At 52.9% G+C, this 17,830-nt stretch carries 17 protein-coding genes; 3 read left to right on the top strand and 14 right to left on the bottom strand.

The window, feature by feature from the left end; all coding sequences use genetic code 11:
- Positions 1 to 254 precede the first annotated feature (254 nt).
- From hemG to pepQ, 4 genes are read right to left on the bottom strand one after another with little or no spacing between them, the layout of a single operon-like run.
- The gene (hemG, locus tag OGY83_RS01215) at positions 255 to 800 is read right to left on the bottom strand and encodes a menaquinone-dependent protoporphyrinogen IX dehydrogenase (protein WP_032945724.1); all 546 of its coding nucleotides are present in this window, start codon (positions 798 to 800) and stop codon (positions 255 to 257) included.
- 11 nt (positions 801 to 811) lie between these two features.
- On the bottom strand, positions 812 to 2,263 hold the full coding sequence (gene trkH / locus OGY83_RS01210; protein WP_003017848.1) for a Trk system potassium transporter TrkH: 1,452 nt from the start codon (positions 2,261 to 2,263) through the stop codon (positions 812 to 814).
- 38 nt (positions 2,264 to 2,301) lie between these two features.
- Positions 2,302 to 2,916: an IMPACT family protein gene (locus OGY83_RS01205; RefSeq protein WP_003017851.1), complete on the bottom strand. Its 615-nt coding sequence runs from the start codon at positions 2,914 to 2,916 to the stop codon at positions 2,302 to 2,304.
- Positions 2,916 to 4,247 (bottom strand): Xaa-Pro dipeptidase, encoded by a 1,332-nt coding sequence (gene pepQ, locus OGY83_RS01200; protein ID WP_032950648.1) that lies wholly within the window; start codon positions 4,245 to 4,247, stop codon positions 2,916 to 2,918. The genes OGY83_RS01205 and pepQ overlap by 1 nt, the downstream gene beginning before the upstream one ends.
- 189 nt (positions 4,248 to 4,436) lie before the next feature.
- Here pepQ and fadB point away from each other — a divergent pair, with 189 nt between their 5' ends.
- Both fadB and fadA read left to right on the top strand, forming a co-directional pair.
- Positions 4,437 to 6,626, top strand: a complete 2,190-nt coding sequence (gene fadB / locus OGY83_RS01195; RefSeq protein ID WP_286634951.1) for a fatty acid oxidation complex subunit alpha FadB — start codon at positions 4,437 to 4,439, stop codon at positions 6,624 to 6,626.
- Positions 6,627 to 6,635: 9 nt separating this feature from the next.
- Positions 6,636 to 7,799, top strand: coding sequence for an acetyl-CoA C-acyltransferase FadA (fadA, locus tag OGY83_RS01190; RefSeq protein WP_003828895.1), 1,164 nt, complete (start codon positions 6,636 to 6,638; stop codon positions 7,797 to 7,799).
- Between the two features lie 213 nt (positions 7,800 to 8,012).
- On the opposite strand, the gene OGY83_RS01185 is transcribed toward fadA, so the two are convergent.
- The 4 genes from OGY83_RS01185 to ubiD form a co-directional block, all read right to left on the bottom strand.
- Positions 8,013 to 8,993 (bottom strand): LacI family DNA-binding transcriptional regulator, encoded by a 981-nt coding sequence (locus OGY83_RS01185; RefSeq protein WP_286634950.1) that lies wholly within the window; start codon positions 8,991 to 8,993, stop codon positions 8,013 to 8,015.
- Positions 8,990 to 9,916 (bottom strand): ROK family protein, encoded by a 927-nt coding sequence (locus tag OGY83_RS01180; RefSeq protein ID WP_079939613.1) that lies wholly within the window; start codon positions 9,914 to 9,916, stop codon positions 8,990 to 8,992. The genes OGY83_RS01185 and OGY83_RS01180 overlap by 4 nt, the downstream gene beginning before the upstream one ends.
- A 227-nt stretch (positions 9,917 to 10,143) precedes the next feature.
- Positions 10,144 to 10,845, bottom strand: coding sequence for an NAD(P)H-flavin reductase (fre, locus tag OGY83_RS01175; protein ID WP_003828903.1), 702 nt, complete (start codon positions 10,843 to 10,845; stop codon positions 10,144 to 10,146).
- 40 nt (positions 10,846 to 10,885) lie between these two features.
- Positions 10,886 to 12,379 (bottom strand): 4-hydroxy-3-polyprenylbenzoate decarboxylase, encoded by a 1,494-nt coding sequence (gene ubiD / locus OGY83_RS01170; protein ID WP_286634949.1) that lies wholly within the window; start codon positions 12,377 to 12,379, stop codon positions 10,886 to 10,888.
- Between the two features lie 204 nt (positions 12,380 to 12,583).
- On the opposite strand from ubiD, the gene rfaH reads away from it, so the two are divergent.
- Positions 12,584 to 13,072 carry a transcription/translation regulatory transformer protein RfaH gene (gene rfaH, locus OGY83_RS01165; protein ID WP_043019003.1) on the top strand — a complete coding sequence of 163 codons (489 nt, stop codon included), beginning with the start codon at positions 12,584 to 12,586 and terminating at the stop codon, positions 13,070 to 13,072.
- Positions 13,073 to 13,077: 5 nt separating this feature from the next.
- On the opposite strand, the gene tatD is transcribed toward rfaH, so the two are convergent.
- The 6 genes from tatD to ubiJ form a co-directional block, all read right to left on the bottom strand.
- Positions 13,078 to 13,860, bottom strand: a complete 783-nt coding sequence (gene tatD, locus OGY83_RS01160; protein WP_191213634.1) for a 3'-5' ssDNA/RNA exonuclease TatD — start codon at positions 13,858 to 13,860, stop codon at positions 13,078 to 13,080.
- A gap of 41 nt (positions 13,861 to 13,901) precedes the next feature.
- The gene (gene tatC, locus OGY83_RS01155) at positions 13,902 to 14,693 is read right to left on the bottom strand and encodes a Sec-independent protein translocase subunit TatC (protein WP_016155142.1); all 792 of its coding nucleotides are present in this window, start codon (positions 14,691 to 14,693) and stop codon (positions 13,902 to 13,904) included.
- 2 nt (positions 14,694 to 14,695) lie between these two features.
- Entirely contained in the window at positions 14,696 to 15,244 is a 549-nt protein-coding gene (tatB, locus tag OGY83_RS01150; protein ID WP_048227528.1) for a Sec-independent protein translocase protein TatB, read from the bottom strand.
- A gap of 3 nt (positions 15,245 to 15,247) precedes the next feature.
- Positions 15,248 to 15,502, bottom strand: coding sequence for a Sec-independent protein translocase subunit TatA (tatA, locus tag OGY83_RS01145; RefSeq protein ID WP_003017888.1), 255 nt, complete (start codon positions 15,500 to 15,502; stop codon positions 15,248 to 15,250).
- Positions 15,503 to 15,580: 78 nt separating this feature from the next.
- On the bottom strand, positions 15,581 to 17,221 hold the full coding sequence (ubiB, locus tag OGY83_RS01140; protein ID WP_003828916.1) for a ubiquinone biosynthesis regulatory protein kinase UbiB: 1,641 nt from the start codon (positions 17,219 to 17,221) through the stop codon (positions 15,581 to 15,583).
- Positions 17,218 to 17,823, bottom strand: coding sequence for a ubiquinone biosynthesis protein UbiJ (gene ubiJ / locus OGY83_RS01135; protein WP_286634947.1), 606 nt, complete (start codon positions 17,821 to 17,823; stop codon positions 17,218 to 17,220). The genes ubiB and ubiJ overlap by 4 nt, the downstream gene beginning before the upstream one ends.
- Positions 17,824 to 17,830: the final 7 nt, after the last annotated feature.

Below are 17,830 nucleotides of genomic sequence, written 5' to 3'. Positions count from 1 at the left end.
CTGATAAATTGTTAAAGAGCAGTGCCGCTTCGCTTTTTCTCAGCGGCGCGGGGTGTGCATATTACGCCATCCCGCTACGAAGTCAAGCATTTAATTTCACTTTCTTCGCCGAAGTTCTCAGTGGAACCCCGCTGACCCGGCGGCTTGTAATCCGTTGTTCCGTGTCAGTGGAGGCGCATTATAGGGAGTTATTTCAGGCTGACAAGGGGAAATTTAAAATAATCTTCCGAGTGCGTATTTTTTATTCTTTGCGCTTATTTTAACAACGCTTTGTTGGTTAATTGGGCAATTTCCCGCGCGAATCTCGCAACCTGTTCCCAATCGGTATACACCACTTCTTTATTCGTATCTGTTTCACCGCCTGACATCTTCATTATCAGTTGGATCATAACGCGGTCATACCAGCGATAGCGGGGATACAGCAAAGCACCCGCAATGACTGCACTGTGGTCTGGTCGCCACGGTGAACTCATCAGAAACTTACGCGCATAGCTGTTGGTTTGCGGCGTACGTTTCTCCGGTTTACGGGCAACGAGGTTTACGGAGTAGAACGCACTCGGCATCGAATTCAGCCGTGTGGCATGCTTTTTCACAAACTCCTGAAAAGCAGCATGGTAATGACCGTAGCGAATCGAAGCGCCAATCACCACGCTGTCATAATTTTGCCAGTCCGGCTCCGCGGTACGATGCAAATTAACAACATCTGCCCAAACGCCCAGCTCTTTGAGTTCAGAAGCCAGATATTCAGCGATTTCACGCGTTTGTCCGTCCCGGGAAGAAAAAAGAATCAGTGTTTTCACGTGTTACTCCATTATTCACGCCAGAAGGTAGGGGTAAAGAGCACCAGCAGAGTAAAGACCTCCAGACGACCAAACAGCATATTGGCTATCAGGATCCACTTCGCCACAGGGTTCATACTGGCAAAGTTGTCGGCAACAACCCCCAGTCCAGGCCCCAGGTTATTCAACGTTGCCACAACGGAGGCAAACGCGGAGAAGTCATCAACACCGGTCGCAATAATCGCCAGCATACTGATAATAAAGACCAACGCATAGGCAGAGAAGAATCCCCACACTGCTTCAAGGATTCGCTCCGGCAACGCACGGTTACCCAGTTTGATACTGTAAACCGCATTCGGATGGACCAGTCGTTTCAATTCGCGGTTACCCTGCTTAAACAGCAGCAGGATACGAATCACCTTCAGACCACCGCCCGTCGACCCGGCACAGCCGCCGATAAAAGCAGAACACAGCAACAGCACTGGCAGGAACAGCGGCCAGCGGGCAATACTATCCGTGGTAAACCCGGCTGTCGTCGCCATCGATACCACCTGGAAAAAGGCCTGGTTGATCGTCGTGAGCGCCGAGCCATAGGTATTGTGTATCCACAGCACCAACGTACAGACTGCCACCAGCGTCAACTGCACGCCGATAAACATGCGGAATTCCGGATCGCGCCAGTAAACCTTCAGGCTACGCCCACTTAATAAAGAGAAGTGCAGACCATAGTTACAACCGGAGATCAGCAAGAAGATAGCAATGATGGTGTTAATTGTGGGGCTGTCGAAATACCCCACGCTGGCATCGTGTGTGGAAAAACCACCGATGGCGATCGTGGCAAAACTGTGCCCAATGGCATCAAACGCGGGCATCCCGGCAAACCATAGCGCCAGCGCGCACGCCACCGTCAGTAATACATAGATAAGCCACAGCGTTTTCGCCGTTTCGGCAATACGCGGGCGCATCTTATTATCTTTCAGCGGCCCCGGCATTTCTGCCCGATAGAGCTGCATCCCACCCACGCCAAGAATAGGCAGGATAGCCACCGCCAACACGATGATCCCCATCCCGCCAAACCATTGCAGCATCTGGCGATAAAAGAGAATCGCATGTGGCAATGAATCCAGCCCCACCAGCGTCGTCGCACCTGTAGTGGTCAATCCGGAAAAGGATTCAAAAAAAGCGTCGGTTATCGTCAGGTTAGGGCTTTCCGCAAAGATGAACGGTAGCGCACCCACGCTGCCCAGAACGGTCCAGAACAAAACGACAATCAGAAATCCTTCGCGCGATTTCAGCTCGCCCTTCTCTTTACGGTTTGGCCACCACAGCATGGAGCCGATCGCCAGAGCAACGAAGAAAGTTTGGGTGAATGCACGCCCTGCCCCATCGCGGTAGATGAGCGCTACCAGTCCAGGGATAATCATTGTCCCCGAGAATAAGATGACCAGTAGTCCAACGATTCGGGTGATGGCGCGAAAATGCATCTCTGCCGCTTCCTTAGTTCTTTAAAATGAGGTGGGGATTATTCTTCAATCGCTAACAATTGCAATGAACCACGACTAAAATCCGCCAGTTTTGCCGAAAACTCATCCACTTTGGCAAAAGGAAGCGCCACCCTGAGCCGAACAAAAGCCTGGTAATCACTGGCAACGACTTTACCGTCAAACTGCCCCAGCAAGGCTTCAATGCCTGCCAGCTGACCGTACTCACACTGCAAAGTATATTCGGTTAATGGCGTCTTGCGCTGTGTCGTTAACTGGCGCAACGCCTGATTCACACCGCCACCGTAGGCTTTTACCAACCCTCCAGTACCGAGAAGGATACCGCCGTAGTAGCGCACGACTACAGCGGTAATCTCGCCGACGCCGCTCCCCATCAGCTGCGCGAGCATCGGTTTACCTGCCGTACCCGCCGGTTCGCCATCGTCTGAAAATCCCAGCTGCTGCGAGTCATTGGGCGCACCCGCCACCCACGCCACGCAATGGTGGCGGGCGTCCGGGTGTTCCGCTTTGACTGACTCAACAAACGCCTTTGCCGCTTCTACGCCGTCCGTATGGGCGAGCAGCGTAATGAAGCGGCTTTTTTTGATCTCTTCGACGACGCTAACCGGCGCCGCAGGGATTAACCAACTGTCCATTACGCCAGTTTCAAATCCCGCGTCATATTTTCGATATTGTTTTCGTGGACCACCACGTTGTCTTCAATACGAATACCGCCGAACGGTTTCAGGGCTTCAATTTTCTGCCAGTTGAAGTGTTTGCTGAACTGCCCTTCACGCCACGGCGCCAGCAGAGATTCAATGAAGTAAATGCCCGGTTCGATGGTCAGAACCATGCCCGGTTGCAGTACGCGGGTGCAACGCAGGTAAGGATACTTCGACGGCGCGGCCAGATGGGTACCGCTGTCGTCCTGCATAAAGCCAGCGACATCATGAACCTGCAGGCCCAGCGGGTGACCGATGCCGTGCGGCATAAACGGCCCGGTAAGATCGTTTTCCACCATCGCCTCTTCACTCATATCGGTGATGATTTGATGCTTACGCAGCAGCTTCGCGATACGCTGATGGAACTGAATGTGATAATCCACGTAGCTGGTGCCTGCTTTCATGGTGGCAATCAGCGCCAGCTCTTCGTCGTTAACGTCTTTCACCAGATGTGCATAGTCGTTATCGCTTTTCGCCGACCAGGTACGCGTCAAATCTGCCGCATAGCCGTTGTATTCCGCACCAGCGTCGAGCAGGAAGCTGCGGATTTCAGACGGCGCCTGATGATCCAGCTTGGTGTAATGAAGAACCGAAGCATGCTCGTTAAGCGCAACGATGTTGCTGTATGGCACGTCGGTGTCGCGGTGACCGGTCGCAGTCAGGTAAGCGAGGTTGATGTCAAACTCGCTCATTCCAGAACGGAACGCTTCTTCCGCTGCACGGTGTCCATTTACCGCCATTTTCTGCGCTTCGCGCATACAGGCCAGTTCGTAGTCCGTTTTATAGGCGCGGTAATAATGCAGGTAGTCGATCACCCCTTTCGGGTTGATGTTGCTGGCCGCGATGTCCAGTTGCAGGGCACGTTCTGGAACCGGGCCGATGTAACCGATATTGCCGCGAGCAGCAGGCAGTTGGCTACCGATGCCATCCGCTTTCGGCAGCGCGATGATCTCAATTTCTTCCGTCCAGAAAGAGGTGGGTAGCGGCTCAACGTTGTGCCAGTAATCGACCGGCAGGTAGAACCACAGTTTCGGCTTGTTTACGCCATCCACCAGCAACCAGCAGTTAGGAACCTGCGTGACAGGCACCCAGGCTTTGAATTGCGGATTGACCTTAAACGGGTACGGATGATCGTCGAGAAAGACGTTAACAAGTTCGCCTGAGTGAATAAGTAACGCATCCAGCTTGAAGCGCTCCAGCGCGTCGCGTGTCCGTTCTTGTAAGGTAACGATATGATTTTTATAGAGTGCGGCCAGTGATTCCATTTTCTATCCTTCTGTTTTTTTGACCTCAAGTCTCCGCATCTTAGCACATCGCTTTGTGAGTGCGTGATTTCTGCCGAGCGTGATCAAATCGTCATTTCTTTAATCATTCATTTGCATTTTATTAACATAAAACACACACTTCGATTCATCTGGTATGACCAGATCACCTTGCGGATTCAGGAGACTGACATGCTTTACAAAGGCGACACCCTGTACCTAGACTGGCTGGAAGATGGCATCGCCGAACTGGTGTTCGATGCCCCTGGTTCGGTCAATAAACTCGACACGGCCACCGTTGCCAGCCTGGGCCATGCGCTTGATGTGCTGGAAAAACAACCGAATTTAAAAGGGCTGCTGCTGCGTTCTAACAAAGCAGCCTTTATTGTTGGTGCCGATATCACCGAATTCCTTTCACTGTTCCTCGTGCCGGAAGAGCAACTGAGCCAGTGGCTGCATTTTGCCAACAGCGTCTTTAATCGCCTCGAAGATCTACCTGTTCCGACCCTCTCAGCGGTAAATGGCTATGCGCTGGGCGGCGGCTGCGAGTGTGTTCTGGCAACCGATTATCGTCTGGCAACGCCGGACCTGCGCATTGGTCTGCCGGAAACCAAGCTGGGCATTATGCCGGGCTTTGGCGGCTCCGTGCGTATGCCACGTATGCTGGGTGCGGACAGCGCGCTGGAAATTATTGCGGCAGGCAAAGATGTTGGTGCTGAGCAGGCGCTAAAAATTGGCCTGGTCGATGGCGTAGTGAAACAAGACAAACTGCTTGATGGCGCGATCGCGGTATTACGTCAGGCGATTAGCGGCGACCTCGACTGGAAGGCCAAACGTCAGCCGAAGCTGGAGCCGTTGAAACTCAGCAAAATTGAAGCGGCTATGAGCTTTACCATCGCTAAAGGCATGGTGGCACAGACGGCAGGTAAGCATTATCCCGCGCCGATTACCGCGGTAAAAACCATTGAAGCAGCGGCCCGTTTTGGCCGTGAAGAAGCGCTGAATCTGGAAAATAAAAGCTTTGTTCCACTGGCGCACACCAGTGAAGCTCGCGCGCTGGTTGGGATCTTCCTTAACGATCAGTTCGTGAAAGCCAAAGCCAAAAAGCTCACCAAAAATATTGAAGCACCGAAGCAAGCTGCGGTGCTGGGCGCAGGCATTATGGGTGGCGGCATCGCTTACCAGTCAGCCTGGAAAGGCGTGCCGGTTGTCATGAAAGATATCAACGACAAATCATTAACGCTGGGCATGACCGAAGCGGCCAAGCTGCTGAACAAACAGCTTGAGCGCGGCAAAATTGACGGTCTGAAAATGGCGGGCGTGATTTCCACTATTCATCCAACCCTCGACTATAGCGGTTTTGAGCGTGTGGACGTGGTGGTTGAAGCTGTCGTGGAAAACCCGAAAGTGAAAAAAGCGGTACTGGCGGAAACCGAAGATCAGGTACGCCCGGACACCGTACTGGCGTCGAATACCTCTACCATCCCAATCAACGAGCTGGCCAGCGCGCTCAAGCGCCCGGAAAACTTCTGTGGGATGCACTTCTTTAACCCAGTACACCGCATGCCACTGGTTGAGATCATTCGCGGCGAGAAAAGCTCGGATGAAACCATCGCCAAAGTTGTCGCGTGGGCAAGCCAGATGGGCAAAACGCCAATTGTGGTCAACGACTGCCCCGGTTTCTTCGTGAACCGCGTGCTGTTCCCGTATTTTGCCGCTTTCAGCCAGCTGCTGCGCGACGGGGCGGATTTCCGCAAAGTCGACAAAGTCATGGAAAAACAGTTTGGCTGGCCGATGGGCCCGGCTTATCTGCTGGACGTGGTGGGAATTGATACCGCGCATCACGCGCAGGCTGTGATGTCCGCAGGCTTCCCTCAGCGTATGCAGAAAGATTATCGCGACGCGATAGACGCCCTGTTTGATGCGAACCGTTTCGGACAGAAAAACGGTCTTGGATTCTGGCGTTATAAAGAAGACAACAAGGGCAAGCCGAAGAAAGAAGAGGATGCCACCGTTGACGATCTGCTGGCAGAAGTCAGCCAGCCGAAACGCGACTTCAGCGATGAAGAGATTATCGCCCGCATGATGATCCCAATGGTCAACGAAGTGGTGCGTTGTCTGGAAGAAGGCATTATCGCCAGCCCGGCAGAAGCCGATATGGCGCTGGTGTATGGCCTGGGCTTCCCTCCGTTCCACGGCGGCGCGTTCCGCTGGCTGGATACGCTCGGCAGCGCGAAGTATCTCGATATGGCCCAGCAGTATCAGCACCTCGGAGCACTGTATGAAGTTCCGGCAGGTCTGCGTGATAAGGCGCGCCATAACGAACCGTATTATCCCCAGGTTGAGCCTGCCCGCCCGGTTGGCAGCCTGAAAACGGCTTAAGGAGTCACAATGGAACAGGTTGTAATTGTTGATGCGATCCGTACCCCGATGGGCCGTTCGAAAGGGGGCGCGTTTCGTAACGTGCGGGCAGAAGATCTCTCCGCACACTTAATGCGTAGCCTGCTGGCGCGAAATCCTGCGCTGGAGCCATCCGCGCTTGATGATATTTACTGGGGCTGTGTGCAGCAAACGCTGGAGCAGGGTTTCAACATCGCCCGTAACGCCGCGCTGCTGGCGGAAGTTCCGCACTCCGTTCCGGCCGTCACGGTCAACCGCCTGTGCGGTTCATCAATGCAGGCGCTGCACGACGCGGCACGCATGATCATGACCGGCGATGCTCAGGCGTGCCTGATTGGCGGCGTGGAGCACATGGGCCATGTACCAATGAGCCACGGCGTTGATTTCCATCCGGGCATGAGCCGCAACGTGGCAAAAGCCGCGGGAATGATGGGTCTGACTGCAGAAATGCTCTCGCGTATGCATGGCATCAGCCGTGAAATGCAGGATGCTTTCGCCGCACGTTCACATGCTCGTGCCTGGGCTGCAACACAGTCTGGCGCATTTAAAAACGAAATCATCCCGACCGGCGGCCATGATGCCGACGGCGTGCTGAAGCAGTTTAACTACGATGAGGTTATCCGCCCGGAAACAACCGTTGAAGCGCTCTCCACCCTGCGCCCGGCGTTCGATCCGGTTAGCGGAACGGTCACTGCCGGTACCTCCTCCGCACTCTCCGACGGCGCTGCGGCGATGCTGGTCATGAGCGAAAGTCGCGCCCGTGAGCTGGGTCTGACGCCACGTGCCCGTATTCGTTCGATGGCTGTTGTTGGCTGTGACCCGTCAATTATGGGTTATGGTCCGGTTCCGGCCTCAAAACTCGCGCTGAAAAAAGCGGGACTTTCCACCAGCGACATCGGCTTGTTTGAGATGAACGAAGCCTTTGCCGCTCAGATCCTGCCGTGCATTAAAGATCTGGGGCTGATGGAGCAGATTGACGAGAAGATCAACCTCAACGGCGGAGCGATCGCTTTGGGTCATCCGCTGGGTTGCTCCGGGGCGCGTATCAGCACCACCCTGCTCAATCTGATGGAACGCAAAGACGTACAGTTTGGCCTGGCGACGATGTGTATCGGGTTAGGCCAGGGCATCGCGACGGTATTTGAGCGAGTTTAATCAAAGCATGCCGGGGGCGCTTCGCTTGCCCGGCCTACGAAATGTTATCTCAAAGCCATTGGTGCCAGAACAAGGCGGCAAGTGAATGAACCCCGATGAGCTTACGTGTAGTAAGTGATTCGGGTGAATGAGCGCAGCCAACACAGCTATGGTGCCAATGGCGAAGAGAGAAAGTTTAGTTGCCGTTCTTCCCGCCTGTCAGGGGCGGGTTTTTTATTTCCCTGAACTGCCGCGTACAACTAATTGCACCGGCAACAGCAGATTCTCTTCCTGATTTTCTTCCAGCAATAAACGCAGCGCTTCACGCCCCAATTGTTGTTTATCAACCGCAATGGTAGTGAGTGGTGGATGTGACCAAGCCGCAGAATCGATATCATCAAACCCAACCAGTGCGAGATCTTCCGGGATACGTATACCCTGCTGCGCACACACCCGTTGCACAACCAGCGCTGCCGCATCGTTATAGGCAAAAATAGCGTCGGGCGGCTCCGGCAACCTGAGCAATTCATTAACCGCTTCCACCAAAGATTGCTCGGTATCCAGCAGCGGCGGCGCAATGGCTTCATACTCTGGCGGCATCAGCAAACGGGCTTCATACAATGCCTGACGGTAGCCCTTCTCGCGCTGACGGATGCTGTAGTGCGCAAGCGTGCTGGCAAGAAAAGCAATACGGCTGCGACCTTGTGCAATCAAATGTTGTGTAGCCAGATAACCGCCCTGGGTGTTATCCGGGTTCACGCAAGGCAAGCCCGGCGCCCAGAGATCCACCAGCACCAACGGCAGTTTCATCTGTTGCAGCAAGCCAAGTAATTCAGGCTCAAAAAATCCGGCACAGATCAGCGCATCAGGCTGGTGCAGCAGCACTTGCTCACTCACCGCGTCGCCTGGACCAATGGAGAGAAAGCTCAGCGCAATACCATGGTCACGACAGTTATCTTCTATCCCCAGCAGTAGTTGAGAATAAAACGGCAATGCCCGGCTGATATTGTGCTGGCGGTGAAGCAAAAACAGGACGCGTTTGATCTTGTCAGTGCGCAGACGGGAAAAATCATAACCCTGCTGCTGCGCCACTGAAATAATGCGCAGCCGGGTGTCTTCACGCAGCCCCGGCTGCCCTTTCAGGGCGCGGGAAACAGCGCCAACCGAGACACCACAAGCTTCGGCAATATCTCTGATACGTACAGGTTTCGTCATTTCACTCTCATTGATTCTACTATGGCTTGTTGTGCCCCCAGCCAGGCCGCACCACGTACACCGCTGCTGTCGCCGTGGCGGGCCCGAACGATCGGTGTGCGGCACTGCTTACCAAATACATACTGCGCCACTCGCGCCTGCAAACCCGAATACAGTAAATCGATATTGGATACCCCTCCTCCTAGCACGATAACATCGGGATCGAGCGTATTCACAATGCTTGCCAACGCGCGCGCCAGTTGATCGCAATAGCGTTCCCATAACAAACAGGCATCTGCATCACCCGATTCTACCCGTTGCATAATTTGCGGAACACCCACATGCTGCGCGGTGTGATTCAGGTACTGGCGTTCCAGACCGCTGCCGGAAATAAAGCTCTCAATACAGTTCAACTGCCCGCAATAGCACATCACTCCAGCCCCGTCCTGAGATTCGTGGTAGCGCGGCAATGCATTATGCCCCCACTCTCCGGCACAGGCGTTGGGGCCGGAGATCAACCGGTTATCGATGCATACTCCGCCACCGCATCCGGTACCGAGAATCACACCAAATACCACGCTATGCCCACGCCCACTACCGTCCATCGCTTCTGACAAAGTAAAGCAGTTGGCATCATTAGTAACCGGCACGGGCATTCCTAACGCTTGCTCAAGGTCTTGAGCAAAGGCCTGCTGATTGAGCGCCAGGATGTTCGAATTCTTAATCAAACCTTCGCTATCCACCGCGCCAGGCACCCCAACGCCAACCGATAAAGGCTGATTAACGGCCAGTCTGGCCTTAGCAATCATCTCCGTCACGGCCTGGAAAAAATCACCGTAACTCTGCTTTGGTGTCGCGCATCGCTCGCGGTAAACAATTTCACCCGCGTTATCAATAACCACCGCTTCAATTTTAGTCCCGCCAATATCCAGTCCGAGCCTCATGGTTTTCCTCGTTTGCACCTCGCAATTTGATTGCGTCTAGTTTGCCAATTTTGTTTACTAAACAAAAAGAGACATGTCACAAAAGCTAAGTTTTATGATGAATAGATAGAAAATACATGTTTACTAAAAAATATGGTGAAAAAGAGAAACAACGAGACCGGGCTTGCACCCTGTTAGAAGAAGTAAGGTTGGTGATGATGCGCCGGAAGGGCTCCGGCGCACAGCGCTTAAATGAACGCGAAAGCGTCGCCAAACAGGCGATCTTCACGCGCACTGCGTTCATTACAGAACAGATCGCGCGCGATTTTGGCCATTTCGAAACGACCGGCGATGTAGATATCATGCTCCGCCAGGGTACCGTAATCCTGCAATACTGCCGTTAACACGGTTCCCGTACGACCACGCCAGCCGTCTTCAGGCTGTTCCACCACTGGCTCAACGCGCAGATTCGGGTGATTCACTGACAGCGCTTCCAGCTCGGAGAGATCGTAGAGATGCTTCTCTTCGCGCCCGCCCCAGTAAATGGTGATATCGCGATTTGGATTGCGCGCCAGCGCGGTAAGCAGAATAGAACGCACATAAGAGAACCCTGTACCACCGGCAATCAGGATCAGCGGGCGCTCGTCTTCGTCACGCAGCCAGGCTTCGCCATGCGGAATGTCGACCTTGATCTCCCGGTCTTTCAGAATGCGGTCCATCACGGCCATGGCATAAAGATTTAGCTCAGAGGCGCCAACGTGCAGCTCAATGAATCCTTGCTCGTCCGGCGTTGATGCCATGGAGAACGGACGCTTATCCCTTTCGTCCATCACGACCATTAAATACTGGCCAGCACGAAAGGAAAACGCCGCGTCTGGCACTAAACGAACGCGATATACGGTGTCAGTGATAGCTTCTACCGAGGTCACTTTACAGCTTAAGGTTGTCATGCGCTCTCTCTGTCGGATCAATAGGCAAAACGATCGCGCCTCAGGCGCTTTTGCCGTCATTAAAGATGGCCAGTTCATCCCAAATTGCGTCAATACGCGCAGTTACTTCAGGATCTTTTTTAATCGGACGTCCCCATTCGCGTTGGGTTTCGCCCGGCCATTTATTTGTGGCATCCAGCCCCATTTTTGAACCAAGGCCGGAAACCGGCGAGGCAAAGTCCAGGTAATCAATTGGCGTATTCTCTACCAGTACCGTATCCCGTGCAGGGTCCATACGGGTAGTAATTGCCCAAATCACATCATTCCAGTCGCGTGCGTTGACGTCATCATCGCAAACAATAACAAATTTGGTGTACATAAACTGGCGCAAAAACGACCAAACACCCATCATGACGCGTTTGGCATGGCCAGCGTACTGTTTTTTCATCGTCACGACGGCCAGACGATATGAACAGCCTTCCGGAGGCAGATAAAAATCGACGATTTCCGGGAACTGCTTTTGCAAAATAGGCACGAAGACTTCGTTTAGCGCCACGCCGAGCACCGCAGGTTCATCTGGCGGGCGTCCAGTATAGGTAGAGTGATAAATTGCATCTTCACGCTGGGTAATGTGGGTGACGGTAAAGACCGGGAAGCTATCTACTTCGTTGTAGTAGCCGGTATGATCGCCATACGGCCCTTCCGGAGCCAGCTCACCCGGTTCGATATACCCTTCCAGCACGATTTCAGCGCTGGCAGGCACTTCCAGGTCGTTGGAAATACATTTAACCACTTCGGTCTTGGTACCGCGCAACAGCCCGGCAAATGCGTACTCGGATAATGTATCAGGGACGGGCGTTACGGCCCCCAGAATGGTCGCAGGATCTGCCCCCAACGCCACTGAAACCGGGAAACGTTCACCCGGATGCGCCGCGCACCACTCCTGATAATCAAGCGCGCCGCCGCGATGGGACAACCAGCGCATAATAAGCTTGTTTTTACCAATCAGCTGCTGGCGATAGATGCCCAGATTCTGCCGCTCTTTATGCGGACCACGCGTTACGGTGAGTCCCCAGGTAATCAGCGGCGCGGCATCTTCCGGCCAGCAGGTCATAATCGGAATGCGGTTTAAATCTACGTCATCGCCTGAGTAGATTTTTTGCTGACAAGGCGCACCGCGCAACCGCTTAGTCGGCATGTTCAACACCTGCTTAAACTGCGGCAGCTTATCAAACAGATCGCGGAATCCTTTCGGTGGCTCTGGCTCTTTCAAAAACGCCAACAATTTACCGACTTCTCGTAGCGCCGAGACATCTTCTTGTCCCATCCCCATCGCAACACGCTTTGGTGTGCCAAACAGGTTACACAGCACCGGCATTGAATAGCCTTTAGGATTCTCAAACAGCAACGCAGGCCCACCGGCACGCAGGGTGCGATCGGCAATTTCAGTAATTTCCAGGTGGGGATCCACCTCAAGCGGAATGCGTTTGAGCTCACCCTGCTGTTCAAGCAGCGTCAGGAAGTCGCGTAAATCGTGATATTTCATGGCGTCCATTGTGGCCTCTTCGTAAGCGCTTCATTATACGGCGTTCATCATTGGGATGCTGTATTTTTGTTAAATTAGCGTGAACTCTGGCGATACATATAAGCCCTGGGAGTATATACCCATTGGGTTTCAGCCTGCGTTGAGGCGGGTATAATTAACTTAACGCATGGCTTTTGCTATGCTGGCGCTCAGAACAAGCGGATAAGAGTTATTATGCAATCCTGGTATTTACTGTACTGCAAACGTGGGCAACTTCAGCGAGCCCAGGAACACCTGGAAAGACAGGCGGTGAACTGCCTGACGCCTATGATCACCCTGGAAAAAATAGTGCGCGGTAAACGTACCACAGTCAGTGAACCACTATTCCCTAATTACATGTTTGTCGAGTTCGACCCGGAAGTGATCCACACCACCACTATCAACGCCACGCGTGGTGTCAGCCATTTCGTCCGTTTTGGCGCGACGCCTGCGACCGTCCCTTCTCCCGTTATTCACCAGCTTTCTATCTACAAGCCTGAAGGCATTGTTGACCCGCAAACTCCTCAGCCAGGGGACAGCGTGATTATTACTGAAGGGGCGTTTGAGGGGCTAAAAGCGATCTTCACCGAACCGGATGGCGAAGCGCGTTCCATGCTACTGCTTAACCTGTTGAATAAAGAGATTAAGCAGAGCGTGAAAAATACCGGCTTTCGAAAAATTTAAGCCGTTTAGAAGGTCACTTCGAACAAAGTTCGGACGTTAGCATCAATGGTTGCTGACAGCCATTGAGGATCTTCCCCGCGCCAGTGGGCAATACGCTCAAGAATATGTGGCAGGTGCGCCGGTTCATTGCGCCGTGACGTCGGTTTAGGCGTTAAGTCGCGAGGAAGTAGGTAAGGCGCATCAGTTTCGATCAGTAGTCTTTCTACCGGAATAAACGGCAGCAGTTCCCGCAGCTCCATCCCACGACGCTCATCACAGACCCAGCCGGTAATACCGATATAAAGCCCTCGGTCCACACAGTCCTGCATCTCCTGCCGCGTTCCGGTAAAACAGTGCAGCACTGCGCCTGGGAGGCTATCCAGCCACGGCTCCAGCAGCATCAGGAAACGCTCATGGGCATCCCGACAATGCATGAAAATCGGCATCTGCAGTTCAGCGGCAATGCGCAGCTGCGCCTCAAAAGCACGTTCCTGCTCCTGCGGTGTGGAGAAATTGCGATTGAAATCCAGACCACACTCGCCAATAGCGACCACCTCTGACTGGTTTGCCAGCGCGATAATCTCGTCTTCCGTTGAGGATTGCCATTGGCTACTGTCATGAGGATGCACACCAGCCGTGGACCAGCAATGTGGATAATGCTGCGCCAACTTCAGCGCCTGCTGGCTTTCGTGCAGGTTTGTTCCGGTCAGAAGCATACCGTTTACGCCCGCAGCAAAGGCGCGCGCCACAACATCATCCCTGTCTTTCGCAAATTGTGAACTGGTTAAATTAACGCCAATATCAAACATGCTACCTCCCATATGACAACCGCCCTGACGGGCGGTTGAATTTACTCTTCTGTTTTCTCGGTGGCTTCGGCTTCTTTTGCTTCTTCAGCCTCGTTGTCCTCATCTCGCGTACGTCGCTTACCGACATAGAAACGAGAGAAGAAAACGCCCACTTCAAACAGGCAGTACATAGGTATCGCCAACAACGTTTGCGAGAAGACATCTGGCGGAGTCAGTAACATCCCGACAACGAATGCTCCCACCACAACGTAAGGGCGTTTCTTGCGTAAATCATCAGGCGTCGTAATGCCCATCCAGCATAGCAGCACAATGGCGACAGGGACCTCAAAAGAGACACCGAAAGCCATAAACAGCGCCATTACGAAACTGAGATAGCTGGCAATGTCCGTCGATACCTGCACGCCTTGCGGAGCCGTGTTAGCCAGAAAACCAAACGCCAACGGGAAGACGACAAAATAGGCGAATGCCATGCCGATGTAGAACAACAACGAGCTGGAGACCAGCAGCGGCACAACCAGGCGACGTTCATGTTTGTACAAAGCAGGCGCAATGAATGCCCATACCTGGTAGAGGATCACTGGCGCTGACAGGATCAGCGACACCATGAAGGTTAACTTTATAGGGGTAAAGAACGGAGAGGCCACATCGGTGGCGATCATCGTTGCACCCTGCGGCATCTGTTTAATCAGCGGTGCCGCAACCATATGGTAAATGTCGTTGGCAAAGTAAACCAACGCCAGAAAGATCACGATAACCGCAATAATGCAGTTCAGGAGTCGCTTACGCAGCTCGATAAGATGCGTAATGAGCGGTTGGGTATCTTCTACAGCCATGTTTACGGTTTATCACTCGACGAGGGGGAGGATTCGACAACAGGTGCGGCAGCTTTCTTTTCTGCATCCATCAACGTGGCGGAAGTGTTTTCCGTCTGCTCTGGCGTTTTAGCACCCGTGGATTCCGGTTTTTGCTCCGGCGAACTGGCCTGGTTTTCAGCGGCGGCAGGGGTGACCCCTTCACGCTGCGCTTCACCTTCTTTCACCACCGGATTATGGATAGTGTGCGCTTCATCGCTCGCTTTCTCAGGATCGTGCACGCTGTATGAACGCTTCATCGATTCCGCCGCTTCACGCAGCTCATCCATTGACGCTTTCAGCTCCGGGGTCAGATTTGTCAGGCTCGCTTTCTCTACTTTCTTCAGACTGTCCTGAAACTCCTGAAGCTTAAGCTCCTGGGTCAGTTCATTCTGAACAGTAGTTGCCAGGGAACGCAAAGCGCGAACCCAGCCAGCAACCGTTTTTACCGCTACAGGCAATCGTTGCGGCCCCAGAACAATGAGGCCGATCACGAAGACCAATAACAGTTCGCTAAAACCGATATCAAACACGGATTATACCTGCTCTTTATCTTGGCTTTTGGCGTCTTCCTTTTTCACTTCACCCTGCTTATCGGTGATGGATTTAGCAGTAAAATCAGCGTCCTGGCTGGTTTTATCTTGCTTAGGCTCATCATCACCCATCGCTTTTTTGAAGCCTTTAATCGACGCGCCAAGATCGGAACCGATGGAGCCGAGTTTCTTGGTGCCAAATAGCAGTACAACGATGACGGCAATGATCAACAACTGCCAAATACTGATACCACCCATACATGTTCCTCTGTCATAGATGATGAATTAATAAGACCGTAGTATACGTTACACGACCTGCCTTGGGCGATGAAAAATTCAGCGCATTTTGCGCCAGCCGATCAACCAGGCTATGACGCCTCCCGCCATTAACCAGCCCGGCATAAGCCCCCACTCAGGGCGGCTTACCAGCAGGAATGTTCCACTTAGCAACAATGTTGCGCCAATGCCCAATAAATAACGGGATTGTCCCTGGCGTACATGATTCGCGTGAAGCTCGCGGGCAATCTTATCAACACTGTGCTGTAAATATTTGCCCTGGCGCAAACTGTCATACACCAGTTCAGGTATTTCTGGCATTTTTTCGACCCAGAACGGTGCTTTTTCTTTAAATGCCCTAACGAGCGCCGGAATACCGACCTGATCTTTAATCCAGGATTCGAGGAATGGCTTAGCCGTTTTCCACAAATCTAACTGCGGGTAGAGTTGTCGTCCGACACCTTCTACGTACAGCAGCGTCTTCTGGAGCAATACCAGTTGAGGCTGGACTTCCATATTGAAGCGGCGCGCAGTGTTAAACAGATTCAACAGCACGTGACCAAAGGAAATCTCCGCCAGTGGTTTTTCAAAAATCGGCTCGCACACGGTACGAATGGCGAATTCAAACTCTTCTACGTTGGTATCCGGCGGAACCCAACCAGAATCCACGTGCAGTTCAGCAACTTTGCGGTAATCGCGGTTAAAGAACGCAATAAAGTTTTCAGCCAGGTAACGCTTATCTTCTTTGTTTAAAGAACCCACAATCCCACAATCAATACCAATGTATTTCGGGTTTTCAGGGTGCTCATAACTGACAAAAATGTTCCCGGGGTGCATATCCGCATGGAAAAAGCTGTCGCGGAATACCTGAGTAAAGAAGACCTGAACACCACGCTCGGCCAACAGTTTCATATTGGTGCCGTTCTTCTCAAGCGTGGTGACATCTGAAACCGGGATACCGTAAATGCGCTCCATCACCATCATGTTCTGACTGCAATAGTCGGAATACACTTCCGGGATGTACAGCATCGGGCTATCTTCAAAATTACGTCGTAGCTGAATGGCGTTCGCAGATTCGCGCAGCAAATTCAGCTCATCAATCAACGTTTTTTCATATTCACGGACAACTTCTGTTGGTCGCAGGCGACGCCCATCTGGTAGCAGACGAGGAACCCAACGAGCCAGGCGGTAGATCAGTTTTAAATCCGCTTTGATGACCGGCAGTATGTCCGGGCGAATAACTTTGATCACTACCTCTTTGCCATTCGATTTCAATCGCGCAGTGTGAACCTGAGCAACAGACGCAGATGCCAGCGGAGTGATTTCAAAATCATCAAACCATTCCTCGACGGGCAGCCCGCCCATGGCCTCTTCGATTTGTTTTTTCGCTCTAAGCCCATCGAACGGGGCAACCCGATCCTGCAATAGCGCAAGCTGATCGGCGATGTGCGGAGGGAAAAGGTCACGACGGGTGGAGAGCATCTGCCCAAACTTGATCCACACCGGGCCGAGTTCCTGTAAAGCCAGTCTCAGCCTTTCTCCCAGCGGTTTGTCTTTATGTCGGTTGGGCATCCAGAACAACGAGTAACGCCACAACCGAAGCGGCAGCGTGATTCGCATTTTGGGGATGAGTTCATCAAGACCGTAGCTTAAAAAAGTGCGAATGATGAAATAAAGGCGCCGTACTTCACCTGGCGTCATTTGGCCTCCAGTTTTTCCAGCCGTTTGGCCAGAGATTCAACCGCGCGCTCAACGGCTGCTGTTTCTTCTGCAAACCATGCAACCTCTAGTGGACCAGGAGCCATGCGCCACTCTTCGGTGATCGCTTCGGCGACATAGCGCTGCTGGCGCTGAAAGTTATGGCACAGGAACTTCGCTCCGCCACGCAAGACTTTGCTGACTCCTTCCGCGACGATATCGCCGGTATAGGGTGCTAACAGTTCCGCAGGATCCAACTCCGCCAGATCGGCCAGCGCAACAAAGTTCTGTACTACCTGGATATCGCCCCGGACTTCCAGTTCACCGCTACGGATAAGCGTGGTGAGTTGCTGTCGGTCACGCAATTTCGGTAACACACTGGCATATGTGATTACGGTGCAATCGGCTTCGCCTTCCCATGCCCCCAGCACATCGACCTGGCGCTCGCTAAACACCAGGACTAACGGTGTTGAAAATCCTTTGAGATCAACACGCAGCACCTTACCTTGTAAACGCGTTCTGGCTGGCTTCAGCGCAGGAGAACGGTACAGAAAGGTGTTGAGCAGATTTTCAACGCCTGCGGTTACTAAGGGTTTTAAAGGCATCCCCACT

Origin of the sequence: Citrobacter sp. Cpo090 (genome assembly GCF_030332665.1) — a bacterium.
GTDB lineage: Bacteria > Pseudomonadota > Gammaproteobacteria > Enterobacterales > Enterobacteriaceae > Citrobacter > Citrobacter portucalensis.
The sequence above is the reverse complement of the archived record's forward strand: the minus strand, read 5'-3'. Positions and strand labels throughout refer to the sequence as shown.